Source organism: Azospira sp. APE16, from assembly GCF_047901315.1.
Classification (GTDB): Bacteria; Pseudomonadota; Gammaproteobacteria; order Burkholderiales; family Rhodocyclaceae; genus Azospira; species Azospira oryzae.
Genome location: NZ_CP179682.1, coordinates 1,390,628 through 1,408,584 on the forward strand (window position 1 = coordinate 1,390,628; position 17,957 = coordinate 1,408,584).

Sequence of the window (17,957 nt, forward strand, 5' to 3'; positions counted from 1 at the left end):
GGCTTTAAAATGGCGCCTTCACTGTCCTGAATGTGCCTTCAATGAGTGAATCATCCGGCGACTGGTCTCGCCACCTTGCCGCTCTCGCCATTGCCGACAGCCATGACGACGGCGCCCACGACCTCAACCACCTGCATCGTGTCTGGCAGACCGCCCAGACGCTGCTGGGGGACCATGCCGAGGCCGATGCCCTGGTGGTGATGGCGGCCTGCTATCTGCACGATCTGGTAAATCTGCCGAAGAACCACCCGGACCGCTCCAGAGCCTCCACCCTGGCGGCGGAGCTGGCGGTGGCAAAACTCAGGGAAGCCGGTTTTCCGGCAGAAAAACTGCCTGGGGTGGCCCACGCCATCGAGGCCCACAGTTTTTCGGCGGGCATCGCGCCCACCACCATCGAGGCCAAGATCGTCCAGGATGCGGACCGGCTGGATGCTTTGGGAGCGGTGGGATTGGCCCGGCTGTTCTACACGGCGGGGCGTCTGGGTTCAGCCCTGGCCCATGCCGGCGACCCGCTGGGGGCCGCGCGGGAGCTGGACGACAAGGCCTACGCTCTGGACCACATCGAGGTGAAGCTGGCAACCCTGCCGGCCACCATGCAGACGGCGGCAGGTCGCCGCCTGGGGGAGGAACGGCTGCAATGGCTGCGGCAGTTCCAGGCGGACTTTGTGGCCGAGTGGGGAACCGGCTTGACGGTTTGAATACCCGGTCAATCGGTGAATGTTGGCGCGGGATAACTCGAGCGGCCTGGCGGTCAATGGCGTTGAAGCCGCTTCATTCAGAGAAATTTCCAGATAGTGCGGGATTCCCTAGTTCCTGCGGACGCAGATAACCTGCTCAGTCATCGTCGAATACTTCCCTCATGGAACGGAGGGGGCCGTTTGAGGCGGGAAGGTCGTTGTTCAGGTCTTTCTCGGCGGGATAAACACCGGGCGCCTTCTCTTCCTTCCGATGGACGGCCAGGGCGACGATTGCTCCGAGCAGGGGCAACAGCCATACCAGCAGAAGCTGGGCGATCTTCTGGGGGCGCTCCGAGAGGGCATCCTGCAAGATCATCCGGGTGGCCCAAACATTCAGCCAGAGCGGAATGGCAACGGCGACGATCGTCAGGGTTATTTCCATGAAGGCTTTGTCCTTTGCCGTGGTCGCCATCGGACCCAGCATGTCTGATGCGGCATTCGGTGATATGCGAATGTCGTCAGCCTAGAGGTGCCCTTTGCCCCTGTCAAACCGATTGGCGGAAGGGACGGAGGGCTTGGCTGGGGGGTTTAGTCAATACCGTGGTATATGGCTGCCGTGAGCGCCCCTTACCTTCCTGGAATGCCTAGGGAGTGTCGATCTCGTTGCTGGATGTGAGATGGCCTGGGAGGCAGGCTGGACGCCGCTCTCGGCCTTGCCATGCCGAAGAGTGGCGTCCCTATTGCCTCAGCGGGTAGTAGCGTTTGAACCCATCGCCGCCACCCGGACGGCTCAGGCTGCCCGGATGATGCCCAGCAGGTCGTCGCCGTAGCGTTCCAGCTTGGCGGTGCCCATGCCGGAGATGTTCATCAGCTGGTCCCGGGTGGTGGGCCGTTCTTCCGCCAGTTCCTTCAAGGTCTTGTCGTGCAGGATGACGTAGGCCGGCACGCCCTGTTCCTTGGCGGTGGCGGCGCGCCACTGGCGCAGGTCTTCGAACAGGGACTGGTCTTCCAGGGTCATGTCGTCCAGCTTGGTCGGCGCCCGCTCGCTGCGGCTCTTGCTGCCGCTGCTGCTGCCACCCTTGCGCGCCACGTGGCGGCGCATCTGCAGGGTCTGTTCGCCTCTCAGCACCGGGCGGGCGGCATCGGTGAGCTTCATGGCGCCGTGTTCGGCCAGGTCGGCGGTGAGCATGCCGCCGGCCACCAGCTGGCGGAAGACGGCGCGCCAGGCCCCGTCGTCCAGGTCGGCGCCGACGCCGAAGGTGGGCAGGGCGTCGTGGCCCCATTGCTTGACCTTGTCGCTGACCTTGCCCCGCAGCACGTCGATGAGGTGCACCACGCCGAAGCGCTGGCCGGTGCGATAGACCACGGAGAGGGCCTTCTGGGCGGCCACGGTGCCATCCCACAGCTCCGGCGGGGTGAGGCAGACATCGCAGTTGTTGCAAGGCTCGCTGGCTTCGCCGAAGTAGTCGAGCAGCACCACCCGGCGGCAGCGAGGGGATTCGGCGTAGGCCAGGAGGGCGTTGAGCTTCTGGGCTTCCAGGCGCTTCTGTTCTTCCGGGGCGACGGAATCTTCGATGCGGGAGCGTTGCAGCACCACGTCCTGCAGGCCGTAGGCCATCCAGGCTTCGGCCGGTTCGCCGTCGCGGCCGGCCCGGCCCGTTTCCTGGTAGTAGGCTTCCAGGCTCTTGGGCAGGTCCAGGTGGGCGACGAAGCGCACGTCGGGCTTGTCGATGCCCATGCCGAAGGCGATGGTGGCCACCATGGTGATGCCTTCTTCCCGCAGGAAGGTGCGCTGGTTGTCGGCCCGCACCTCGGCCGGCAGGCCGGCGTGGTAGGGCAGGGCGGGGATGCCCTGGCTGGTGAGCCAGGCGGCGGTTTCTTCCACCTTCTTGCGCGACAGGCAGTAGACGATGCCGGCCTCGCCTTTATGGTTGGCGAGGAAGCCGAGTAGCTGCTTCCTGGGATTGTCCTTCTCGACGATGAGGTAGCGGATGTTGGGGCGGTCGAAGCTGGCGACAAAGACCCGGGCTTCGGTCAGCCCCAGGCGCACCCGCATTTCCTCCCGGGTGGCCGTGTCGGCGGTGGCGGTGAGGGCGATGCGGGGCACATCCGGGTAGCGGTTGTGCAGGGCCGAGAGCTGCAGGTATTCGGGGCGGAAGTCGTGGCCCCACTGGGAGACGCAGTGGGCTTCGTCGATGGCGAAGAGGGCGAGGCGCTTGTCCTCTTCCAGCTTGTCCAGCAGGGAGAGGCAGCGGTCGGTGAGCAGGCGTTCCGGGGCGACGTAGAGCAGGTCCAGGTCGCCGCAGAGGACGCGCCGTTCCACTTCCTGCACCTGTTGCCAGTCCAGGGTGGAATTGAGGTAGGCCGCCTTGACGCCGAGCTGGGTGAGGGCGTCCACCTGGTCCTGCATCAGGGCGATCAGGGGCGAGACGACGATGCCGCAGCCGTGGCGCAGCAGGGCGGGAATCTGGTAGCAGAGGGATTTGCCGCCGCCGGTGGGCATCAGCACCAGGGCGTCGCCGCCGTCGGCCACGTGGCCGACGATGTCGCCCTGGCTGCCGCGGAAGGCGGTGTAGCCGAAAACCCGGTGCAGGATTTCCAGGGCGGCGGTGTGGGTGTTGGTTTCCATGGGCCGCGATTATCTCACGGCCCATGGGGGGAACCGGCATCAGCAGGTGCCTGGCGTCGTTGTGCCGCCTTGCCGTACTCCGTGTACTGGCCCACGGGGCTTCCCATGGGTCATCTGCGGCGGCACGCCTAGCCAGGCCCCTCCTGCTACCGGTTTCCAGCCGTGGCTTGCTCCGGCCGCAGCAGGGAGGCGACGATGGAGACCGCCAGGATGCCGGCCACGGCGCCCAGGGAGACGAACACCGGGATGTGGAACCACTTGACGATCAGCATCTTCACGCCGATGAAGCAGAGCACCGCCGCCAGACCGTACTTGAGCAGGTGGAAGCGGGAGGCCATGTCCGCCAGCAGGAAGTACAGGGCCCGCAGGCCGAGGATGGCGAAGATGTTGGAGGTCATGACGATGAAGGGGTCCGTGGTCACGGCAAAAATGGCCGGAATGGAATCCACGGCGAAGATCACGTCGGTGACCCCGATCAGCACCACCACCACGAACAGGGGCGTGAACCAGCGTACGCCGTCCTTCCACACCGACAGCCGGTCGCCATCGTACTGGGGCAGGATCTTCAGGTGGCCGCGCATCCACTTGAGCACCGGATTCTGTTCGATGTCCGGCTCATGCTCGCCGGGCAGGGCCATCTTGATGCCGGTGACGAGCAGGAAGGCGCCGAAGACGTAGAGGATCCAGCTGAACTGGGAAATCAGCCAGGCGCCGATGAGGATCATGACGGCCCGCAGCACCACGGCCAGGATGACGCCGACGATGAGGGCCTTCTTCTGCTGCTCCGCCGGTACCACGAAGGCGGTGAAGATCATCAGGAAGACGAAGATGTTGTCCACCGACAGGGATTTCTCGATCAGGTAGCCGGTGAGGAACTCGGTGGCCTTCAGGTTGGCCACTTCCCTGCCCACGCTGTGGTCCAGCCAACCCCACAGGATGGCGCAGAAAATGAGGGCCAGGCTTACCCACAGGGCCGACCAGGCCAGGGCCTGGCGGGCGGTAACGGCCCGGCCTCCCTTCTTTTCCAGGGCCACCAGGTCCACCACGATGGCGACGACGACGAAGACGGCAAAGCCGACCCACCACCACAGGTTGCCGATGCTTTCAGCCATGGCGCCTCCTTACCAGTTCTGCCGGCGGTCGCCGGCCGGGTCGATGCGGCGCCATTCCCCGTTCAGGGTGACGGGCTGGCGGGGAGAGCTGGAGGCCCGGGCGTAGGCCGGCGCGAAGGCCGGTTCCGCTTCTGCCTGGGCGCGGCGCACGGTGTCGGCCTGGCGCGCCAGGCGGCGGACAATGGCTGAGAAGAGGGCCTTGAAAATGGGGAGGATGACGAAGCGGCCGATGCCGGCCAGGAGGGCCAGACGGAGCTTGAAGAAGAGGAGCGAGAGCAGCTTTTTCATGACGGTTCCTTTTGCATAAGATCGAGATTAACCGATCCTCGCCGCCCGTAAACGCAAAAAACCTTTGCCGTTGGCGGCAAAGGTCTCGCTTGGGTTGCGTCGGCGCTCTGGATGTTGCGCCTCTGGAACCACCCACCGGGCCGGGGAACTTTCATTCCCGTACTGACGACTTCCGGCGGTTCAGCTACTCCCCTTCGTGGGATCGCGGAGTTGAATTTACGGGGGATGGGCGCTTTGGTCAACCCCGAGGGGCTTGTGGTTATTACGCAGGCCGCCCCGTGGCGGATCAGGCCAGGGGACGTTGCAGGCTTTCCCGCTGCAGGGTCTCGCCGTCCCACACCAGGCAGTCGCCCCAGGCCCGGCTGGCGTCCTGGCGCCAGTCGGCGAGGACCCAGCGCTCGCAATGGATGCCGTCCACGATGTGGTCGTGGCGGTCCGGGCGGTGGGTGTGGCCGTGAATCAGGGTGGCGTAGCCGTTGTCGCGCAGGAAGTCTTCCACCGTGGCGGCGTTGACGTCCATCAGGTAGTCGGCGCCGTCCCGCTTTTCCGCCTTGATGGCTTCGGAGCGCTGGCGCAGGGCGGCGGCGATGGCCTTGCGTTCCGCCAGGGGCTTGGCCAGGAATTCGCCCTGCCAGGCCGCGCCGCGCACCTGGGCGCGGAAGTCCTGGTAGTCCCTGTCGTCGGTGCACAGGATGTCGCCGTGGCTGAGGACGAACTGCCAGGTGACCACGGACAGCACATAGGGGTCGGGCAGCAGGCGCAGGCCGGCGGCGGTGGCGAAGTCCTGACCCAGGAGGAAGTCCCGGTTGCCGTGCAGCAGATTGAGTTCGATGCCCTGGTCGGCGGCCTGGCGCAGGGCGGCGATGATGCGGGCGTTGTAGGGATCGGTGCAGTCGTCGTCGCCGACCCAGTGGTCGAAGAAGTCGCCGAGGATGTAGAGGCTGCTGGCCTGGCGGCCGGGCAGGGAGGCCAGGAAGTCGAGGAAGAGGGCGGTGATGCCCGGGACTGCCGGCGAGAGGTGGAGGTCGGAGATGAAGTAGAGCATGGGGCGCGAGGGTGTGATGATGGCTCGCGCCCCGGTACGGCGGGCTGCTTAGACGACTTCAGCGCGTTCGATGATCACGTCTTCCACCGGCACGTCCTGGTGGAAGCCGCTGCGGCCGGTCTTGACGCCCTTGATCTGATCCACCACCTCGGCGCCTTCGACCACCTTGCCGAAGACGCAGTAGCCCCAGCCGCTGGCGGAGGGAGAGGTGTGGTTGAGGAAGTCGTTGTTCTTGACGTTGATGAAGAACTGGGCCGTGGCGGAATGGGGATCGTTGGTGCGGGCCATGGCGATGGTGTAGACGTCGTTCTTCAGGCCGTTGTCGGCCTCATTTTTGATCGGGGCCTGGGTGTCCTTCTGCTTCATGCCGGGCTCGAAGCCGCCGCCCTGGATCATGAAGCCGTTGATGACCCGGTGGAAGATGGTGTTGTCGTAGTGGCCGGCTTCCACGTAGGAAATGAAGTTCTTCACGGTTTCCGGGGCCTTTTCGGCATCCAGTTCCAGGCCGATGACGCCGAAGTTGGTGTGCAGTTTGATCATGAGCTTGCCTTTCGATGCTGGGTGGGCGCCGCCGCTGGCGACGCCCGAATTGCCCCTCGCCCTCGCAACGAGGGGCCGGGGGTGAGGGCGGCGGGACGGGCCCGCCGGGTTTATTTCTTTTCCGGGAGCAGCTTGACGGACTGGATCACCACCGGGGAGGCGGGGACGTTCTGGTGCCCGCCCTGGTTGCCGGTGCGCACCTGGCCGATCTTCTTCACCACGTCGATGCCTTCGCGCACCTTGCCGAAGACGGTGTAGCCCCAGCCGTCGAAGGAGGGATAGTCCAGGTTGCGGTTGTCCACCAGGTTGATGAAGAACTGGGCCGTGGCGGAGTGGGGGTTGTTGGTGCGGGCCATGGCGATGGTGCCGATGTCGTTCTTCAGGCCGTTCTTGGCCTCGTTCTCGATGGGCGCCCGGGTGGCCTTTTGGGTCATGTCCGGGGTGAAGCCGCCGCCCTGGATCATGAAGCCGTCGATGACCCGGTGGAAGATGGTGCCGTCGTAGAAGCCGTCCTTGGTGTATTGCAGGAAGTTGTCCACGGTCTTGGGCGCCTTGTCCGCATACAGCTCGAGGACGATGCGCCCCTGGTTGGTCTGGATTTCCACCTGGGGATTGGCGGCCAGGGCCAGGGGGGCGACCAGGGCCAGCAGCAGGCCGGCGGCGGCGCGGTGCAGGGATTTGAACATCAGGCGGCTCCTTCGTAGATGATTTTCCAGGTGCCGTTTTCTCGCACCCAGTATTGGCGTTTCTTCATCTGGTTGTTGAGGTTGTTGCTGCGGTAGTCCTGTTCGAAGGTGACCACCACGTAGTCTTCCTTGTCCGGGGCGCGGAACATGGACATGCCGGTCAGCTTGACCTTGATCCATTCCTTGCTGGCATTGACCTGACGCTTCTGCTGGGCGAAATCCGACAGGTTCTGCTGGCCGTTCTTGAAGCTGGCGGAGTAGTGGGAGAGGAACTTGTCCACATCCTTGCTCTCCCAGTCGGTCCGCCAGGCGTCGATCTTCTTGTTCAGCTCGTTCCGTTCCTTGTTCCAGTCGTCCAGGGACAGCCATTCCACGGAATTGCTGATGATCACCGGGGTCAGGCCCACTTGCAGGTTCTTGGCCAGGGCATCCAGGTCCGGATTGGCCAGCACGACGCAGCCGTCGGAGGCCCGGGGCGGGCGGGAGAAGGTGTCCGAGGGGGTGCCGTGCAGCCAGATGCCGTGGCCGTTGCGGCCCTGCTGCTTGTCCCACTCGTTGGGGTAGTTGATGGGGAAGGCGCCGCTGCCGTAGAGGTCGGCCAGCTTCTCCCGGGGCAGGCTGGAGGTGACGTGGTAGACGCCGATGGGGGTCTTCTTGTCGCCTTCGCGGAATTTCTCGGCGCCCAGCTTGCCCTGGGTGATGTAGTAGTCAGCGACAAAGCGGGGGCGGCCGGCCTTCAGGTCGTTCTCGTAGAGGTAGAGCCGGGACTTCTGGGTGTCCACCACCACCGCGTATTTCTGCTCCGGCACCATCTGCATCAGGTAGCGGGGCACCGCGTCGGCCTGGGGTTTGTCCTTGTAGCCGCGCAGACGCACCATGGCCTCGGCCCGCAGGTCCGCCAGCTTGTCCTGGGGGGCGCCGGGGGCGTTGCCGAAGGTTTCCAGGGGCCGGGTACGGGCCAGCAGCAGGTCGCCCTTGATCAGGTGGCCCAGGCGGAACTTGGGAAAGCGCTCCAGCAGGGTGTCGGTGAGGACCAGGGCCTTGTCCAGGCGGTTGCGTTCGATCTCGTCGAAAATGCGCGCCAGCATGGGCTCCGGGCCTTGCAGGCCGGCGTCGGAATCGGTGGCGCCGTCGGCCGGCAGGGAAAGGTCGGCCTCGCTGCTGCCGTTGCCGTGCTTGTAGCGCCACAGGGCATTGGCCTTCCAGGCGGCGCCGGCGGCAACCAAAACGATCAGGGCAACTACGGTGCGGCGGAAGCGCCGGCCGGAGTTGCCCCGGGTGTACATCAAGGACATCAGTTACCTACTTTTTCCTGCTGGATCAGCCATTTGCCACCGCTACGCTGCAGCACGAGGGTCTTGGCGGCAGAGGATTTGAGCGTGGCGGAGGTGTAATTCTGCTTGAAGCGCACCGTGGCCTTGTCGCCGTTCTGGCTGACCTTGATGTCCTCGACCGATACCTGCAGCTTGCCGGGCTTGTCGATACGGCTGGCCCGTTCCTTCTCCCAGGCCTTGCGGTTGCCGCCGGGGGCCTGGAAATCGGGGGCGTAGAAGGAGAGATAGCCCTTCACGTCCTTGCGCGACCAGGCGGCTGCCCAGTTCTGCACGGCCTTGGTGACGGCGCCTTCGTCGGCGGCTTCAGCCTTGGCGGCTGCAGGAGCGGGCTTTTCGGCCTTGGCCGGTTCGGCGGCGGGCTTTTCCTTCTCCGGCTTGTCCAGCACGGTGACCTTGGCCGGCGTGCCCTTGGCCGCTTCCGGTGCCTTGGCCGCAGCAGCGGCCGGGACAGGGGCGGGAGCCGGGGTCGGCGCCGGGGCGGCAGCAGGAGCCGGGGCAGGGGCTGGCGTCGGAGCGGCAGCAGGCGCGGCGGCAGCGGGTACCTTGCCGCCGGGAGCCCGGGAAGAGCCGATCATTTCGCGGATCAGGGACAGCTTGGACTGGGCGTGGGCATTGGAGGAGTCCAGTTGCAGCGCCTTGTCGTAGGCCTGGCTGGCCAGCTTGGCATAGACGTCGCCCAGGTTCTCGTGGGCCACGGCGTAGGAAGGATGGGTGCGGATGGCCATTTCCAGAGCGGTGCGGGCCTTGTCGTACTGCTTCTGCTGGGCGTAGAGCACGGCCAGGTTGTTGTAGGGCTCCGGCAGTTCCGGGAAATCCTCGGTGAGCTTGGTGAAGACCGCGATGGCCTCATTGTTGCGATTCAGCTCGGTGAGGATGATGCCGCGCAGGAAGCGTCCCTGGGCGTCCTTGGGACGGGTGGCGATGTAGGCATCCACTTTTTCCAGGGCCTGGGCGTTCTGTCCCTGTCTGACCATCTTCTGGATATCGGTGATGGCAACGTCGGCCGCCAGGGAAATGTTGGCGGAACCGAGCCCGATCAGGGCGCCGATCAGCAGGGCCGGAAGCAGCCGGGAACGGCTGGAATGGCGCGGCAGGCGGGCAGCTGGCGAAAAGTGGGAACCCATCGTTGTGTTATACTCTCTCGGACGATTTGACGGTGTTTTGCATATGCCGAAGCGAACGCCAAACGGCTTTTTTCAGGCTTTTCGCAAAACTGCCCGATTCTAACAAAGAAGGGCGCCGGAGCGAAGTTGCCGGGCCATCGACCTGGTGAATTTCGGCGCCGTCCGCCCCCCGGGTTCCATGGCAGTTGCCGCTTGTATCCAGGCCTGCCGTCGGGCGGGTAAGCTCCCGCCCTTTCTTTTGCCCATCCGATAATCCCCATTTTTCTTTCTGCCCATGCTGAAAATCTATAACACCATCGCCCGGGAAAAGCAGGAATTCGTCCCCATTGAAGCCGGCAAGGTGAAAATGTATGTCTGCGGCATGACGGTTTACGATTTCTGCCACCTGGGCCACGCCCGGGTGCTGGTGGTATTCGATGCCGTCTATCGCTGGCTGCGGGCCAGCGGTCTGGACGTGACCTACGTCCGCAACATCACCGACATCGACGACAAGATCATCCGCCGGGCCGTGGAAAACGGCGAGACCATCGGCCAGCTGACCGACCGCTTCATCGCGGCCATGGATGAGGATGCCGCCGCCCTGGGCGTGCAGAAGCCCACCCACGAACCCCGGGCCACCGAGTACGTGCCCCAGATGCTGGGCCTCATCGGCCAGCTGGAAGCCAACGGCCTGGCCTACAAGGCCGCCGACGGCGACGTGAATTTCTCGGTGCGCAAGTTCCCCGGTTACGGCCGCCTCTCCGGCAAGTCCCTGGACGACCTGCGGGCCGGCGAACGGGTCGAGGTGGATTCGGCCAAGCAGGACCCCCTGGACTTCGTGTTGTGGAAGCACGCCAAGGCAGGCGAGCCCGCCTGGGAATCCCCCTGGGGTGCCGGCCGTCCCGGCTGGCACATCGAGTGCTCGGCCATGAGCTCCGATTTGCTGGGCAAGCATTTCGACATCCACGGCGGCGGCCAGGACCTGCAGTTCCCCCATCACGAGAACGAGATTGCCCAGTCCGAAGGGGCCCACGGTTGCACCTTCGTCAATTACTGGATGCACAACGGCTTCGTGCGAGTGGACGACGAGAAGATGTCCAAGTCCCTGGGCAACTTCTTCACCATCCGCGACGTGCTGAAGAAGTACGACGCCGAAGTGGTGCGCTTCTTCATCCTGCGCGCCCACTACCGCAGCCCCCTCAACTATTCCGACGCCCATCTGGACGACGCCCGGCAGGCCCTGACCCGGTTGTACACCGCCCTCAAGGCGGCGCCGGCGGAAGCGGTGGCGGTGGACTGGAACGAGGCCCATGCCCAGCGCTTCCAGGCGGCCATGGACGACGACTTCAACACGCCGGAAGCCCTGGCGGTGCTGTTCGACCTGGCCAACGAGGCCAATCGCAGCAAGGACGGGGCTGTGGCGGCCCAGCTGAAGGCCCTGGCCGGGGTGCTGGGGCTGCTGCAGCGCGATCCCCAGGCCTTCCTGCAGGGCGCCACGCCGGATGCGGCCGATGGCCTCAGCCCGGCGGAGATCGAGGCCCGCATCCAGGCCCGCATCGATGCCAAGAAGGCGAAGAACTTTGCCGAGGCCGACCGTCTGCGGGCCGAACTGCTGGCTGCCGGCATCGTGCTCGAGGACTCCGCCCAGGGCACCACCTGGCGCCGGGCCTGAAGCCGGGCCGTCTTCCGCTCTTTCGTATCCGCCTCCCGTCGGGAACGGGGGAAACAAAAAAGCCCGCCATCGGCGGGCTTTTTCTATGCTTGGTCGGTCTAGCGCAGGACCTTGCCGCCGTTGCCGATCACCGTCAGGTCCACGAAGCGGGAACCGTTGTGGTCGCTGGTGGAGTAGCTGACCCGGTAGCCGCCCAGGTCATAGCTGCCCATGCTTTCCAGGGCCGTGGTCAGCTTGTCCCTGGTGAGGTCCTTGCCGGCCCGCTTGATGCCTTCCACCATGACCTTGGCCATGGCATAGCCCTCGACGCCGTAGTAGGGAGACTGGCTCTGCTTGCCCATGGTGGTCATCAGCTTGCGGTATTCCCGCACCAGGGGGTTGGAGTCGTTCCAGGGATAGGGCATGACCTGGGAGATGCCGATGCCCCGGGCGTCGTTGCCCAGTTCCTTCACCAGCAGGTCGGCGCCCACCGGGGAGAGGGTCATGAACTGGGGGTTCTGGCCGTGCTTGCGCATCTGGCGCACGAACTCGGCGGTGGGCTTGTACAGGGTGACCATGATCACGGCCTGGGGCGTGACCTTGGAAATGGCTTCCACCGCCTTGGCCACGTCCAGGGAATTGCGTTCCACGGTGCCGACGGCGGAGGGGGCCAGGCCGTGCTTCTTCAGGGCGGCGGTGACGCCGTCCAGGCCGGACTTGCCGAAGCCGTCGTTCTGGTAGAAGACGGCGATGTTCTTCAGGCCGAGGGAGGCCAGCTGGCTGACGATGGCATCGGTTTCGTTGGCATAGCTGGCGCGCACGTTGAACATGTAGCGGTTCACCGGGTTGCGCAGGGTTTCGGCGCCGGAGATGGTGCCCACCAGGGGTACCTTGGCACCGGAGAACACTTCCATGGCGGCAGTGGTGGGGGAGGAGCCGTAGAAGGCCAGCAGGGCGAAGGCCTTTTCGTCGTGGATCAGCTTCTTGGTATTGGCCACGGCCCGGTCGGTCTCGTAGCCGTCGTCCAGGGAAACCAGTTCCAGCTTGCGGCCGTTGATGCCGCCGCCCTTGTTGATCTGCTCGAAGTAGGCGGTGATGCTTTCCCGCATTTCCGTGCCGTAGATGCCGTTGGGGCCGGAGAAGGGGGCGGACATGCCGAGGGTGATGGTGCTGTCGGTGACCCCGTTCTCTGCCATGGCGGCGCCGGACAGCAGGGCGCAGGAGGCCATTAACAGGGATGCCAGACGGTGACGAAAGCGCTTCATTTTTCCCTCCTTGAGCGTCATTTTGTGGTGTGTTGTGGGGGAGGACTATGGCATTGGTCGGGCCGGATTGCAAGACGCCGCCTGGCTTTGCGGCCCGAAAAAAAGGCGGCCCGGAGGCCGCCCTGGTTTGTCTCCGGGACTACTGCCCGAAGAAATCCTTCACCTTGTCCATCCAGCTCTGGGCTTTCGGATTGTGGTTGGCGGAATCGCCCTGGCTGATCTCCTCCAGTTCCCGCAGCAGTTCCTTCTGGCGCTCGGTGAGATTGACCGGGGTTTCCACCACCACGTGGCACAGCAGGTCGCCGTGCACATGGCTGCGCACGCCCTTGATGCCCTTGCCGCGCAGGCGGAAGACCTTGCCCGACTGGGTTTCCGCCGGGATCTTGATCTTGGCGGCACCGTCCAGGGTGGGGATTTCGATTTCCCCGCCCAGGGCGGCGGTGGTGAAGCTGATGGGCATCTCGCAATGCAGGTCGTTGTGGTCCCGCTGGAAGACGGAGTGGGCCTTGAGGTGGATCTGCACGTAGAGGTCGCCCGGGGGGCCGCCATTGACGCCGTGTTCCCCTTCGCCGGCAAGCCGGATGCGATCGCCTTCGTCCACCCCGGCCGGAATCTTCACCGACAGGGTCTTGTGCTGCTTGACCCGGCCGGCGCCGTGGCAGGTGCCGCAGGGGTCGGGAATGATGCGGCCGGTGCCGTGGCACTTGGGACAGGTCTGCTGGATGGAGAAGAAGCCCTGCTGCAGCCGTACCTGGCCGCTGCCCTGGCAGGTGGGGCAGGTCTTGGGCTGGGTGCCGCTCTTGGCGCCGGAGCCGCTGCAGGTGTCGCAGACTTCCATGGTGGGGATGCGGATCTTGGTTTCCGTCCCCTTGGCCGCCTGCTCCAGGCTGATTTCCAGGTTGTAGCGCAGATCGGCGCCGCGGTAGATGTTGGAACGGCCGCCGCCGCCACCGCCGGCACGGCCGCCGAAGATGTCGCCGAAGATGTCGGCGAAGGCATCGCCGAAACCGCCGCCGCCAAAGCCACCGCCCCCGCCGAAGCCGCCGGCCTGGGGATCGACCCCGGCGTGGCCGTACTGGTCGTAGGCGGCCCGCTTCTGGCCGTCGGAGAGGATCTCGTAGGCTTCCTTGGCTTCCTTGAACTGCTCTTCGGCCTTGGGGTTATCCGGATTGCGGTCCGGATGGAATTTCATGGCCAGCTTGCGGTAGGCCTTCTTGATCTCGTCGTCGCTGGCATCCCGATTGACGCCGAGGACTTCGTAAAAATCTTTTTTTGCCATTTCAGCTCTCTAAAAGGCATGGCCGCAAAGCGTGCAAAGGGGCCTTCCGGCCTGGCTTTGCACGTCCTTGCGACCCATGGTCGGACCGGAAGAGGAGATTACTTCTTGTCCTTCACCTCGGTGAACTCGGCATCCACCACGTCGCCTTCCACGGTCTTCTCGCCGCCGGAAGCTGCACCGGCTTCGGCACCGGGGGCGCCGCCGGTAGCCTGCTGCTGGGCGTACATCTTCTCGCCCAGCTTCTGGGCGGCGGCGGCCAGGGCCTGGGTCTTGGCTTCGATCTCGGCCTTGTCGGTGCCGCGCACGGCGTCTTCCACTTCCTTGATGGCGGCTTCGATGGCGGCCTTTTCCTCGTCGGACAGCTCCTTGCCGTACTCGGTCAGGGACTTCTTGGTCATGTGCACCATGCCGTCGGCCTGGTTGCGGGCATCGGCCAGCTCATGGACCTTCTTGTCCTCTTCGGCGTGCAGCTCGGCATCGCGCACCATGCGTTGCACTTCTTCCTCGGAGAGGCCGGAGGAGGCCTGGATCTTGATCTTGTTTTCCTTGCCGGTGGCCTTGTCCTTGGCGGAGACGTGCAGGATGCCGTTGGCGTCGATGTCGAAGGTGACTTCGATCTGGGGCATGCCGCGGGGGGCCGGCGGGATGTCGGACAGGTTGAACTGGCCCAGGCTCTTGTTGCCGGAAGCCACTTCCCGCTCACCCTGCAGCACGTGGATGGTCACGGCGTTCTGGTTGTCGTCGGCGGTGGAGAAGACCTGGCTGGCCTTGGTCGGGATGGTGGTGTTCTTCTGGATCAGCTTGGTCATGATGCCGCCCAGGGTTTCGATACCCAGGGACAGGGGAGTCACGTCCAGCAGCAGCACGTCCTTCACTTCACCCTGCAGCACGCCGCCCTGGATGGCAGCGCCGACGGCCACGGCTTCGTCCGGGTTCACGTCCTTGCGGGGATCCTTGCCGAAGAACTCCTTCACCTTGTCCTGCACCTTGGGCATGCGGGACTGGCCGCCCACCAGGATCACGTCGTCGATGTCGCTGACCTTGATGCCGGCATCCTTCAGCGCGGTGGCGCAGGGAGCGATGGTGCGTTCCACCAGGTCGTCCACCAGGGATTCGAACTTGGCCCGGGTGATCTTCTGGGTCAGGTGCTTGGGACCGGAAGCGTCAGCGGTGATGTAGGGCAGGTTGATTTCGGTCTGCTGGGAGGAGGACAGCTCGATCTTGGCCTTTTCGGCGGCTTCCTTCAGGCGCTGCAGGGCCAGCACGTCCTTGGACAGGTCGGCGCCCTGTTCCTTCTTGAATTCGGTGACGATGTAGTCGATCAGGCGCTGGTCGAAGTCTTCGCCGCCGAGGAAGGTGTCGCCGTTGGTGGACAGCACTTCGAACTGGTGCTCGCCGTCGATTTCGGCGATTTCGATGATGGAGATGTCGAAAGTGCCGCCACCCAGGTCATACACGGCGATTTTCTTGTCGCCCTGCTTCTTGTCCATGCCGAAGGCCAGGGCCGCGGCAGTGGGTTCGTTGATGATGCGCTTCACTTCCAGACCGGCGATGCGGCCGGCGTCCTTGGTGGCCTGGCGCTGGCTGTCGTTGAAGTAGGCGGGCACGGTGATGACGGCCTCGGTCACTTCCTCGCCCAGGTAGTCCTCGGCGGTCTTCTTCATCTTGCGCAGCACTTCGGCGGAAACCTGGGGCGGGGCGATCTTCTTGTCGCGCACCTCCACCCAGGCATCACCGTTGTCGGCCTTGACGATCTTGTAGGGCATCAGGGCGATGTCCTTCTGCACTTCCTTCTCTTCGAAGCGGCGACCGATCAGGCGCTTCACCGCGAACAGGGTGTTGCGCGGGTTGGTCACGGCCTGGCGCTTGGCGGGGGCGCCGCACAGCACTTCACCGTCTTCGGCATAGGCGACGATGGAGGGGGTGGTGCGGGTGCCTTCAGAGTTTTCGATGACCTTGGGCTGGCCGCCTTCCATGATGGCGACGCAGGAGTTGGTGGTGCCCAGGTCGATACCGATGATCTTGCCCATGTTTCGTGTCCTTTCAGAGTGGCGGCGGTGGGGGCCTTCGGCCCGGCGCACCCGCCGGAATCAATACGAATTGCTTTCTGCACCCCAAATGGGGGTGGGGTCGGCTATTTCAAGGCTGTTTCCAGCCTTTTTTGCCGAAAATCAGGCGTCCTTGCCCTTGGCCACCATGACCATGGCCGGGCGCAGCACCCGGTCGGCGATGAGGTAGCCCTTTTGCAGCACATTCACCACGGTGTTGGGTTCCTGCTCGGACTCGACCATGCCGATGGCCTGGTGCTTGTTGGGGTCAAACTTCTGGCCAACGGGGTTCTCTTCCTTGACGCCGGACTTCTCGAAGGCGGAGAGGAGGTTCTTCAGGGTCATGTCCACGCCGACCCGCAGGGAGTCGGGGTTGGTGTCGGCCAGGGCCATTTCCAGGGTGTCCTTCACCGGCAGCAGGCTCTCGGCGAATTTCTCGATGGCGAACTTGGAGGCCTTGGCAATGTCTTCCTGGGCCCGGCGACGCATGTTCTCGGTCTCGGCCTTGGCCCGCAGCCAGGCGTCGTGGTGTTCCTGGGCGTTCAGTTCGGCCTGGCGCAGCAGCTCTTCCAGGCTCGGGGTGGTGTCGGTCTGGCCTGCAGCGGGCTGGGCCACGGATTCGGGGGCATTGGCATCGCCGCCCAGTTCCAGGGGTTCCTGAGGCTTGTTTTGATCTTGCATGGGGATTCTCCGGAAAAACTTTTCTCCACGTGGGGGCGCTCTCGGGGATTTCAAGCCCCGGGGCGTGATTAATTTCCGCCGGCCTCCGTCGGGGCTTTGCTAGCATCTGCCGATGCAGACCAAAACGCCTCGCGGGGACTGAACCATGCCGGAACGCATCGGCCGCTACGAAGTCGTCCGGGAACTGGGACGGGGAGCCACCTCCATCGTCTATCTGGCCCGGGACCCGCAGGCTGTGGACGAGTCACGCCGTCAGGTGGCGCTCAAGCTGATGCGCCTGGGGGGGGAGAATGCGGCCCTCTCGCGGCGCCTGCTGAAGCTGTTCCAGACCGAGGGCAGCATTGCCCGGCGCCTGGACCATCCCCACATCACCCGGGTCTTCGACGCGGTGATGGAAGAGGTAAATGGGGAGCAGCGCACCTACATGGTCATGGAGTACGTGAATGGCACGCCCCTGGACCAGTTCTGCGCCATCGACCGCCTGCTGCCCATGCACCGGGTGGTGGGCATCATCTTCAAGTGCTGCCTGGCCCTGGACTACGCCTTCCGCCAGGGGGTGGTGCACCGGGACATCAAGCCGGCCAACATCCTCATCGATGCCGACGACAATCCCAAGATCACCGATTTCGGCCTGGCCCTGAATCTGCAGAAGGACGTGGGCAAGGATTCCACCTTCGTCATGGGAGTGGGTTCGCCGGCCTACATGTCGCCGGAGCAGGTCAAGGGTTATCCCCTCAACCACAAGACCGACCTCTATTCCCTCGGGGTGGTGCTGTTCCAGCTGCTCACCGGCCGCACGCCTTTCCGGGCCCCCACGTCGGCAGCCCTCATGTACAAGATCGTGAACATGGATACGCCCTCGGTCTGCGCCCTCAATCCGGCCATTCCGGAGGCCATGGACGGCATCATCCGCCGGGCCCTGGAGAAGGACCTTTACAGCCGCTACCGCAACGGGGCCGATTTCGCCAAGGACCTGTCCACCGTCCGCTACCAGATTCTGGACGAGGACGACACGGCCCGGGACATGGTCCGCTTCGACCGGCTGCGGCAGCTGCCCTTCTTCGCCAGCTTCGAGGATGTGGAACTGTGGGAGGTGCTGCGCATCAGCATCTGGCGCGAGATTGCGCCCAAGGTGGAGTTGATGCGGGAAGGGGACGAGGACCGGCGCTTCGGCATCATCGTCAGCGGCTATGCCGAAGTCTCCCGGGACGGACGCGCCATCTGCCGCCTGGGGGCCGGCGAGGTGCTGGGGGAAATGGCCTACCTGCATCCGGAAAGCCCGGAGCGCAGTGCCAGCGTGGTCACCCTGGAGCCCACCGTCTTCCTCGAGGTCAGCGGCCCGGCCCTGGAACTGGCCTCGGAAGAGCTGATCGAGCGCATGCGCCGTGCCCTCATGGCCCGGGTGGTGGAGCGGCTGCGGGAGGCGGACAAGATCCTGGCCCGCTTCGGCGACAAGGCGGTGGAGGGGGGCGGTGCCCGCAGCGGCGGCGTTGATTACGCCGAGCTCGACTGCGACCTGGAATTGCTGCCGCCCATCGAATAGCGGACTGACCGCCGCCGGCAGCGCCGCAACAAAAGAAAACACCCGGAGGCTTGGTGCCTGCCGGGCGTTTTTTGTG

General features: G+C 64.8%; 16 protein-coding genes. 3 read left to right on the top strand and 13 right to left on the bottom strand.

What is annotated here, in order from left to right:
- Positions 1-41: 41 nt before the first annotated feature.
- The gene (locus ACLSSQ_RS06785) at positions 42-698 is read left to right on the top strand and encodes an HD domain-containing protein (protein WP_416244129.1); all 657 of its coding nucleotides are present in this window, start codon (positions 42-44) and stop codon (positions 696-698) included.
- A 136-nt stretch (positions 699-834) separates the two neighbouring features.
- Here ACLSSQ_RS06785 and ACLSSQ_RS06790 read toward each other — a convergent pair whose 3' ends face one another.
- From ACLSSQ_RS06790 to ACLSSQ_RS06830, 9 genes are all read right to left on the bottom strand, one after another.
- Complete coding sequence (locus tag ACLSSQ_RS06790; protein WP_416244130.1) at positions 835-1,161, bottom strand: hypothetical protein; 327 nt, start codon at positions 1,159-1,161, stop codon at positions 835-837.
- 306 nt (positions 1,162-1,467) lie between these two features.
- The gene (gene recQ / locus ACLSSQ_RS06795; protein WP_416244131.1) at positions 1,468-3,306 is read right to left on the bottom strand and encodes a DNA helicase RecQ; all 1,839 of its coding nucleotides are present in this window, start codon (positions 3,304-3,306) and stop codon (positions 1,468-1,470) included.
- A gap of 146 nt (positions 3,307-3,452) precedes the next feature.
- Complete coding sequence (locus tag ACLSSQ_RS06800; RefSeq protein ID WP_014238105.1) at positions 3,453-4,418, bottom strand: TerC family protein; 966 nt, start codon at positions 4,416-4,418, stop codon at positions 3,453-3,455.
- Positions 4,419-4,427: 9 nt separating this feature from the next.
- Positions 4,428-4,706, bottom strand: a complete 279-nt coding sequence (locus tag ACLSSQ_RS06805) for a hypothetical protein (RefSeq protein WP_416244132.1) — start codon at positions 4,704-4,706, stop codon at positions 4,428-4,430.
- A gap of 286 nt (positions 4,707-4,992) precedes the next feature.
- Positions 4,993-5,751 (bottom strand): UDP-2,3-diacylglucosamine diphosphatase, encoded by a 759-nt coding sequence (locus ACLSSQ_RS06810; protein WP_152088937.1) that lies wholly within the window; start codon positions 5,749-5,751, stop codon positions 4,993-4,995.
- A gap of 48 nt (positions 5,752-5,799) precedes the next feature.
- Positions 5,800-6,291, bottom strand: coding sequence for a peptidylprolyl isomerase (locus ACLSSQ_RS06815; protein ID WP_416244133.1), 492 nt, complete (start codon positions 6,289-6,291; stop codon positions 5,800-5,802).
- Between the two features lie 110 nt (positions 6,292-6,401).
- Positions 6,402-6,977, bottom strand: coding sequence for a peptidylprolyl isomerase (locus ACLSSQ_RS06820; protein WP_130458778.1), 576 nt, complete (start codon positions 6,975-6,977; stop codon positions 6,402-6,404).
- Entirely contained in the window at positions 6,977-8,272 is a 1,296-nt protein-coding gene (locus ACLSSQ_RS06825; protein WP_416244134.1) for a L,D-transpeptidase family protein, read from the bottom strand. The genes ACLSSQ_RS06820 and ACLSSQ_RS06825 overlap by 1 nt, the downstream gene beginning before the upstream one ends.
- Complete coding sequence (locus ACLSSQ_RS06830) at positions 8,272-9,435, bottom strand: tetratricopeptide repeat protein (RefSeq protein WP_416244135.1); 1,164 nt, start codon at positions 9,433-9,435, stop codon at positions 8,272-8,274. Before ACLSSQ_RS06830 ends, ACLSSQ_RS06825 begins: the two co-directional genes overlap by 1 nt.
- A 274-nt stretch (positions 9,436-9,709) precedes the next feature.
- Here ACLSSQ_RS06830 and cysS point away from each other — a divergent pair, with 274 nt between their 5' ends.
- Positions 9,710-11,086, top strand: coding sequence for a cysteine--tRNA ligase (gene cysS, locus ACLSSQ_RS06835; RefSeq protein ID WP_416244136.1), 1,377 nt, complete (start codon positions 9,710-9,712; stop codon positions 11,084-11,086).
- Between the two features lie 98 nt (positions 11,087-11,184).
- Here cysS and ACLSSQ_RS06840 read toward each other — a convergent pair whose 3' ends face one another.
- From ACLSSQ_RS06840 to grpE, 4 genes are all read right to left on the bottom strand, one after another.
- Positions 11,185-12,330 (bottom strand): ABC transporter substrate-binding protein, encoded by a 1,146-nt coding sequence (locus ACLSSQ_RS06840; RefSeq protein WP_014238097.1) that lies wholly within the window; start codon positions 12,328-12,330, stop codon positions 11,185-11,187.
- Positions 12,331-12,469: 139 nt separating this feature from the next.
- Complete coding sequence (dnaJ, locus tag ACLSSQ_RS06845) at positions 12,470-13,609, bottom strand: molecular chaperone DnaJ (RefSeq protein ID WP_014238096.1); 1,140 nt, start codon at positions 13,607-13,609, stop codon at positions 12,470-12,472.
- 98 nt (positions 13,610-13,707) lie between these two features.
- Positions 13,708-15,639 carry a molecular chaperone DnaK gene (gene dnaK / locus ACLSSQ_RS06850; protein WP_416244137.1) on the bottom strand — a complete coding sequence of 644 codons (1,932 nt, stop codon included), beginning with the start codon at positions 15,637-15,639 and terminating at the stop codon, positions 13,708-13,710.
- Between the two features lie 141 nt (positions 15,640-15,780).
- The gene (gene grpE / locus ACLSSQ_RS06855; protein ID WP_014238094.1) at positions 15,781-16,338 is read right to left on the bottom strand and encodes a nucleotide exchange factor GrpE; all 558 of its coding nucleotides are present in this window, start codon (positions 16,336-16,338) and stop codon (positions 15,781-15,783) included.
- A gap of 145 nt (positions 16,339-16,483) precedes the next feature.
- Here grpE and ACLSSQ_RS06860 point away from each other — a divergent pair, with 145 nt between their 5' ends.
- Complete coding sequence (locus ACLSSQ_RS06860) at positions 16,484-17,881, top strand: protein kinase domain-containing protein (RefSeq protein WP_014238093.1); 1,398 nt, start codon at positions 16,484-16,486, stop codon at positions 17,879-17,881.
- The last annotated feature ends 76 nt before the right edge of the window (positions 17,882-17,957 follow it).

What these genes read in the sequence shown, in the direction of transcription:
- grpE (WP_014238094.1), bottom strand. Translation starts at nt 16,338, where the DNA reads ATGCAAGATCAAAACAAGCCTCAGGAACCCCTGGAACTGGGCGGCGAT.
- ACLSSQ_RS06840 (WP_014238097.1), bottom strand. Translation starts at nt 12,330, where the DNA reads ATGAAGCGCTTTCGTCACCGTCTGGCATCCCTGTTAATGGCCTCCTGC.
- recQ (WP_416244131.1), bottom strand. Translation starts at nt 3,306, where the DNA reads ATGGAAACCAACACCCACACCGCCGCCCTGGAAATCCTGCACCGGGTT.
- ACLSSQ_RS06830 (WP_416244135.1), bottom strand. Translation starts at nt 9,435, where the DNA reads ATGGGTTCCCACTTTTCGCCAGCTGCCCGCCTGCCGCGCCATTCCAGC.
- dnaJ (WP_014238096.1), bottom strand. Translation starts at nt 13,609, where the DNA reads ATGGCAAAAAAAGATTTTTACGAAGTCCTCGGCGTCAATCGGGATGCC.
- ACLSSQ_RS06820 (WP_130458778.1), bottom strand. Translation starts at nt 6,977, where the DNA reads ATGTTCAAATCCCTGCACCGCGCCGCCGCCGGCCTGCTGCTGGCCCTG.
- ACLSSQ_RS06860 (WP_014238093.1), top strand. Translation starts at nt 16,484, where the DNA reads ATGCCGGAACGCATCGGCCGCTACGAAGTCGTCCGGGAACTGGGACGG.
- ACLSSQ_RS06815 (WP_416244133.1), bottom strand. Translation starts at nt 6,291, where the DNA reads ATGATCAAACTGCACACCAACTTCGGCGTCATCGGCCTGGAACTGGAT.
- cysS (WP_416244136.1), top strand. Translation starts at nt 9,710, where the DNA reads ATGCTGAAAATCTATAACACCATCGCCCGGGAAAAGCAGGAATTCGTC.
- ACLSSQ_RS06805 (WP_416244132.1), bottom strand. Translation starts at nt 4,706, where the DNA reads ATGAAAAAGCTGCTCTCGCTCCTCTTCTTCAAGCTCCGTCTGGCCCTC.
- ACLSSQ_RS06790 (WP_416244130.1), bottom strand. Translation starts at nt 1,161, where the DNA reads ATGCTGGGTCCGATGGCGACCACGGCAAAGGACAAAGCCTTCATGGAA.
- ACLSSQ_RS06785 (WP_416244129.1), top strand. Translation starts at nt 42, where the DNA reads ATGAGTGAATCATCCGGCGACTGGTCTCGCCACCTTGCCGCTCTCGCC.
- dnaK (WP_416244137.1), bottom strand. Translation starts at nt 15,639, where the DNA reads ATGGGCAAGATCATCGGTATCGACCTGGGCACCACCAACTCCTGCGTC.
- ACLSSQ_RS06825 (WP_416244134.1), bottom strand. Translation starts at nt 8,272, where the DNA reads ATGTCCTTGATGTACACCCGGGGCAACTCCGGCCGGCGCTTCCGCCGC.
- ACLSSQ_RS06800 (WP_014238105.1), bottom strand. Translation starts at nt 4,418, where the DNA reads ATGGCTGAAAGCATCGGCAACCTGTGGTGGTGGGTCGGCTTTGCCGTC.
- ACLSSQ_RS06810 (WP_152088937.1), bottom strand. Translation starts at nt 5,751, where the DNA reads ATGCTCTACTTCATCTCCGACCTCCACCTCTCGCCGGCAGTCCCGGGC.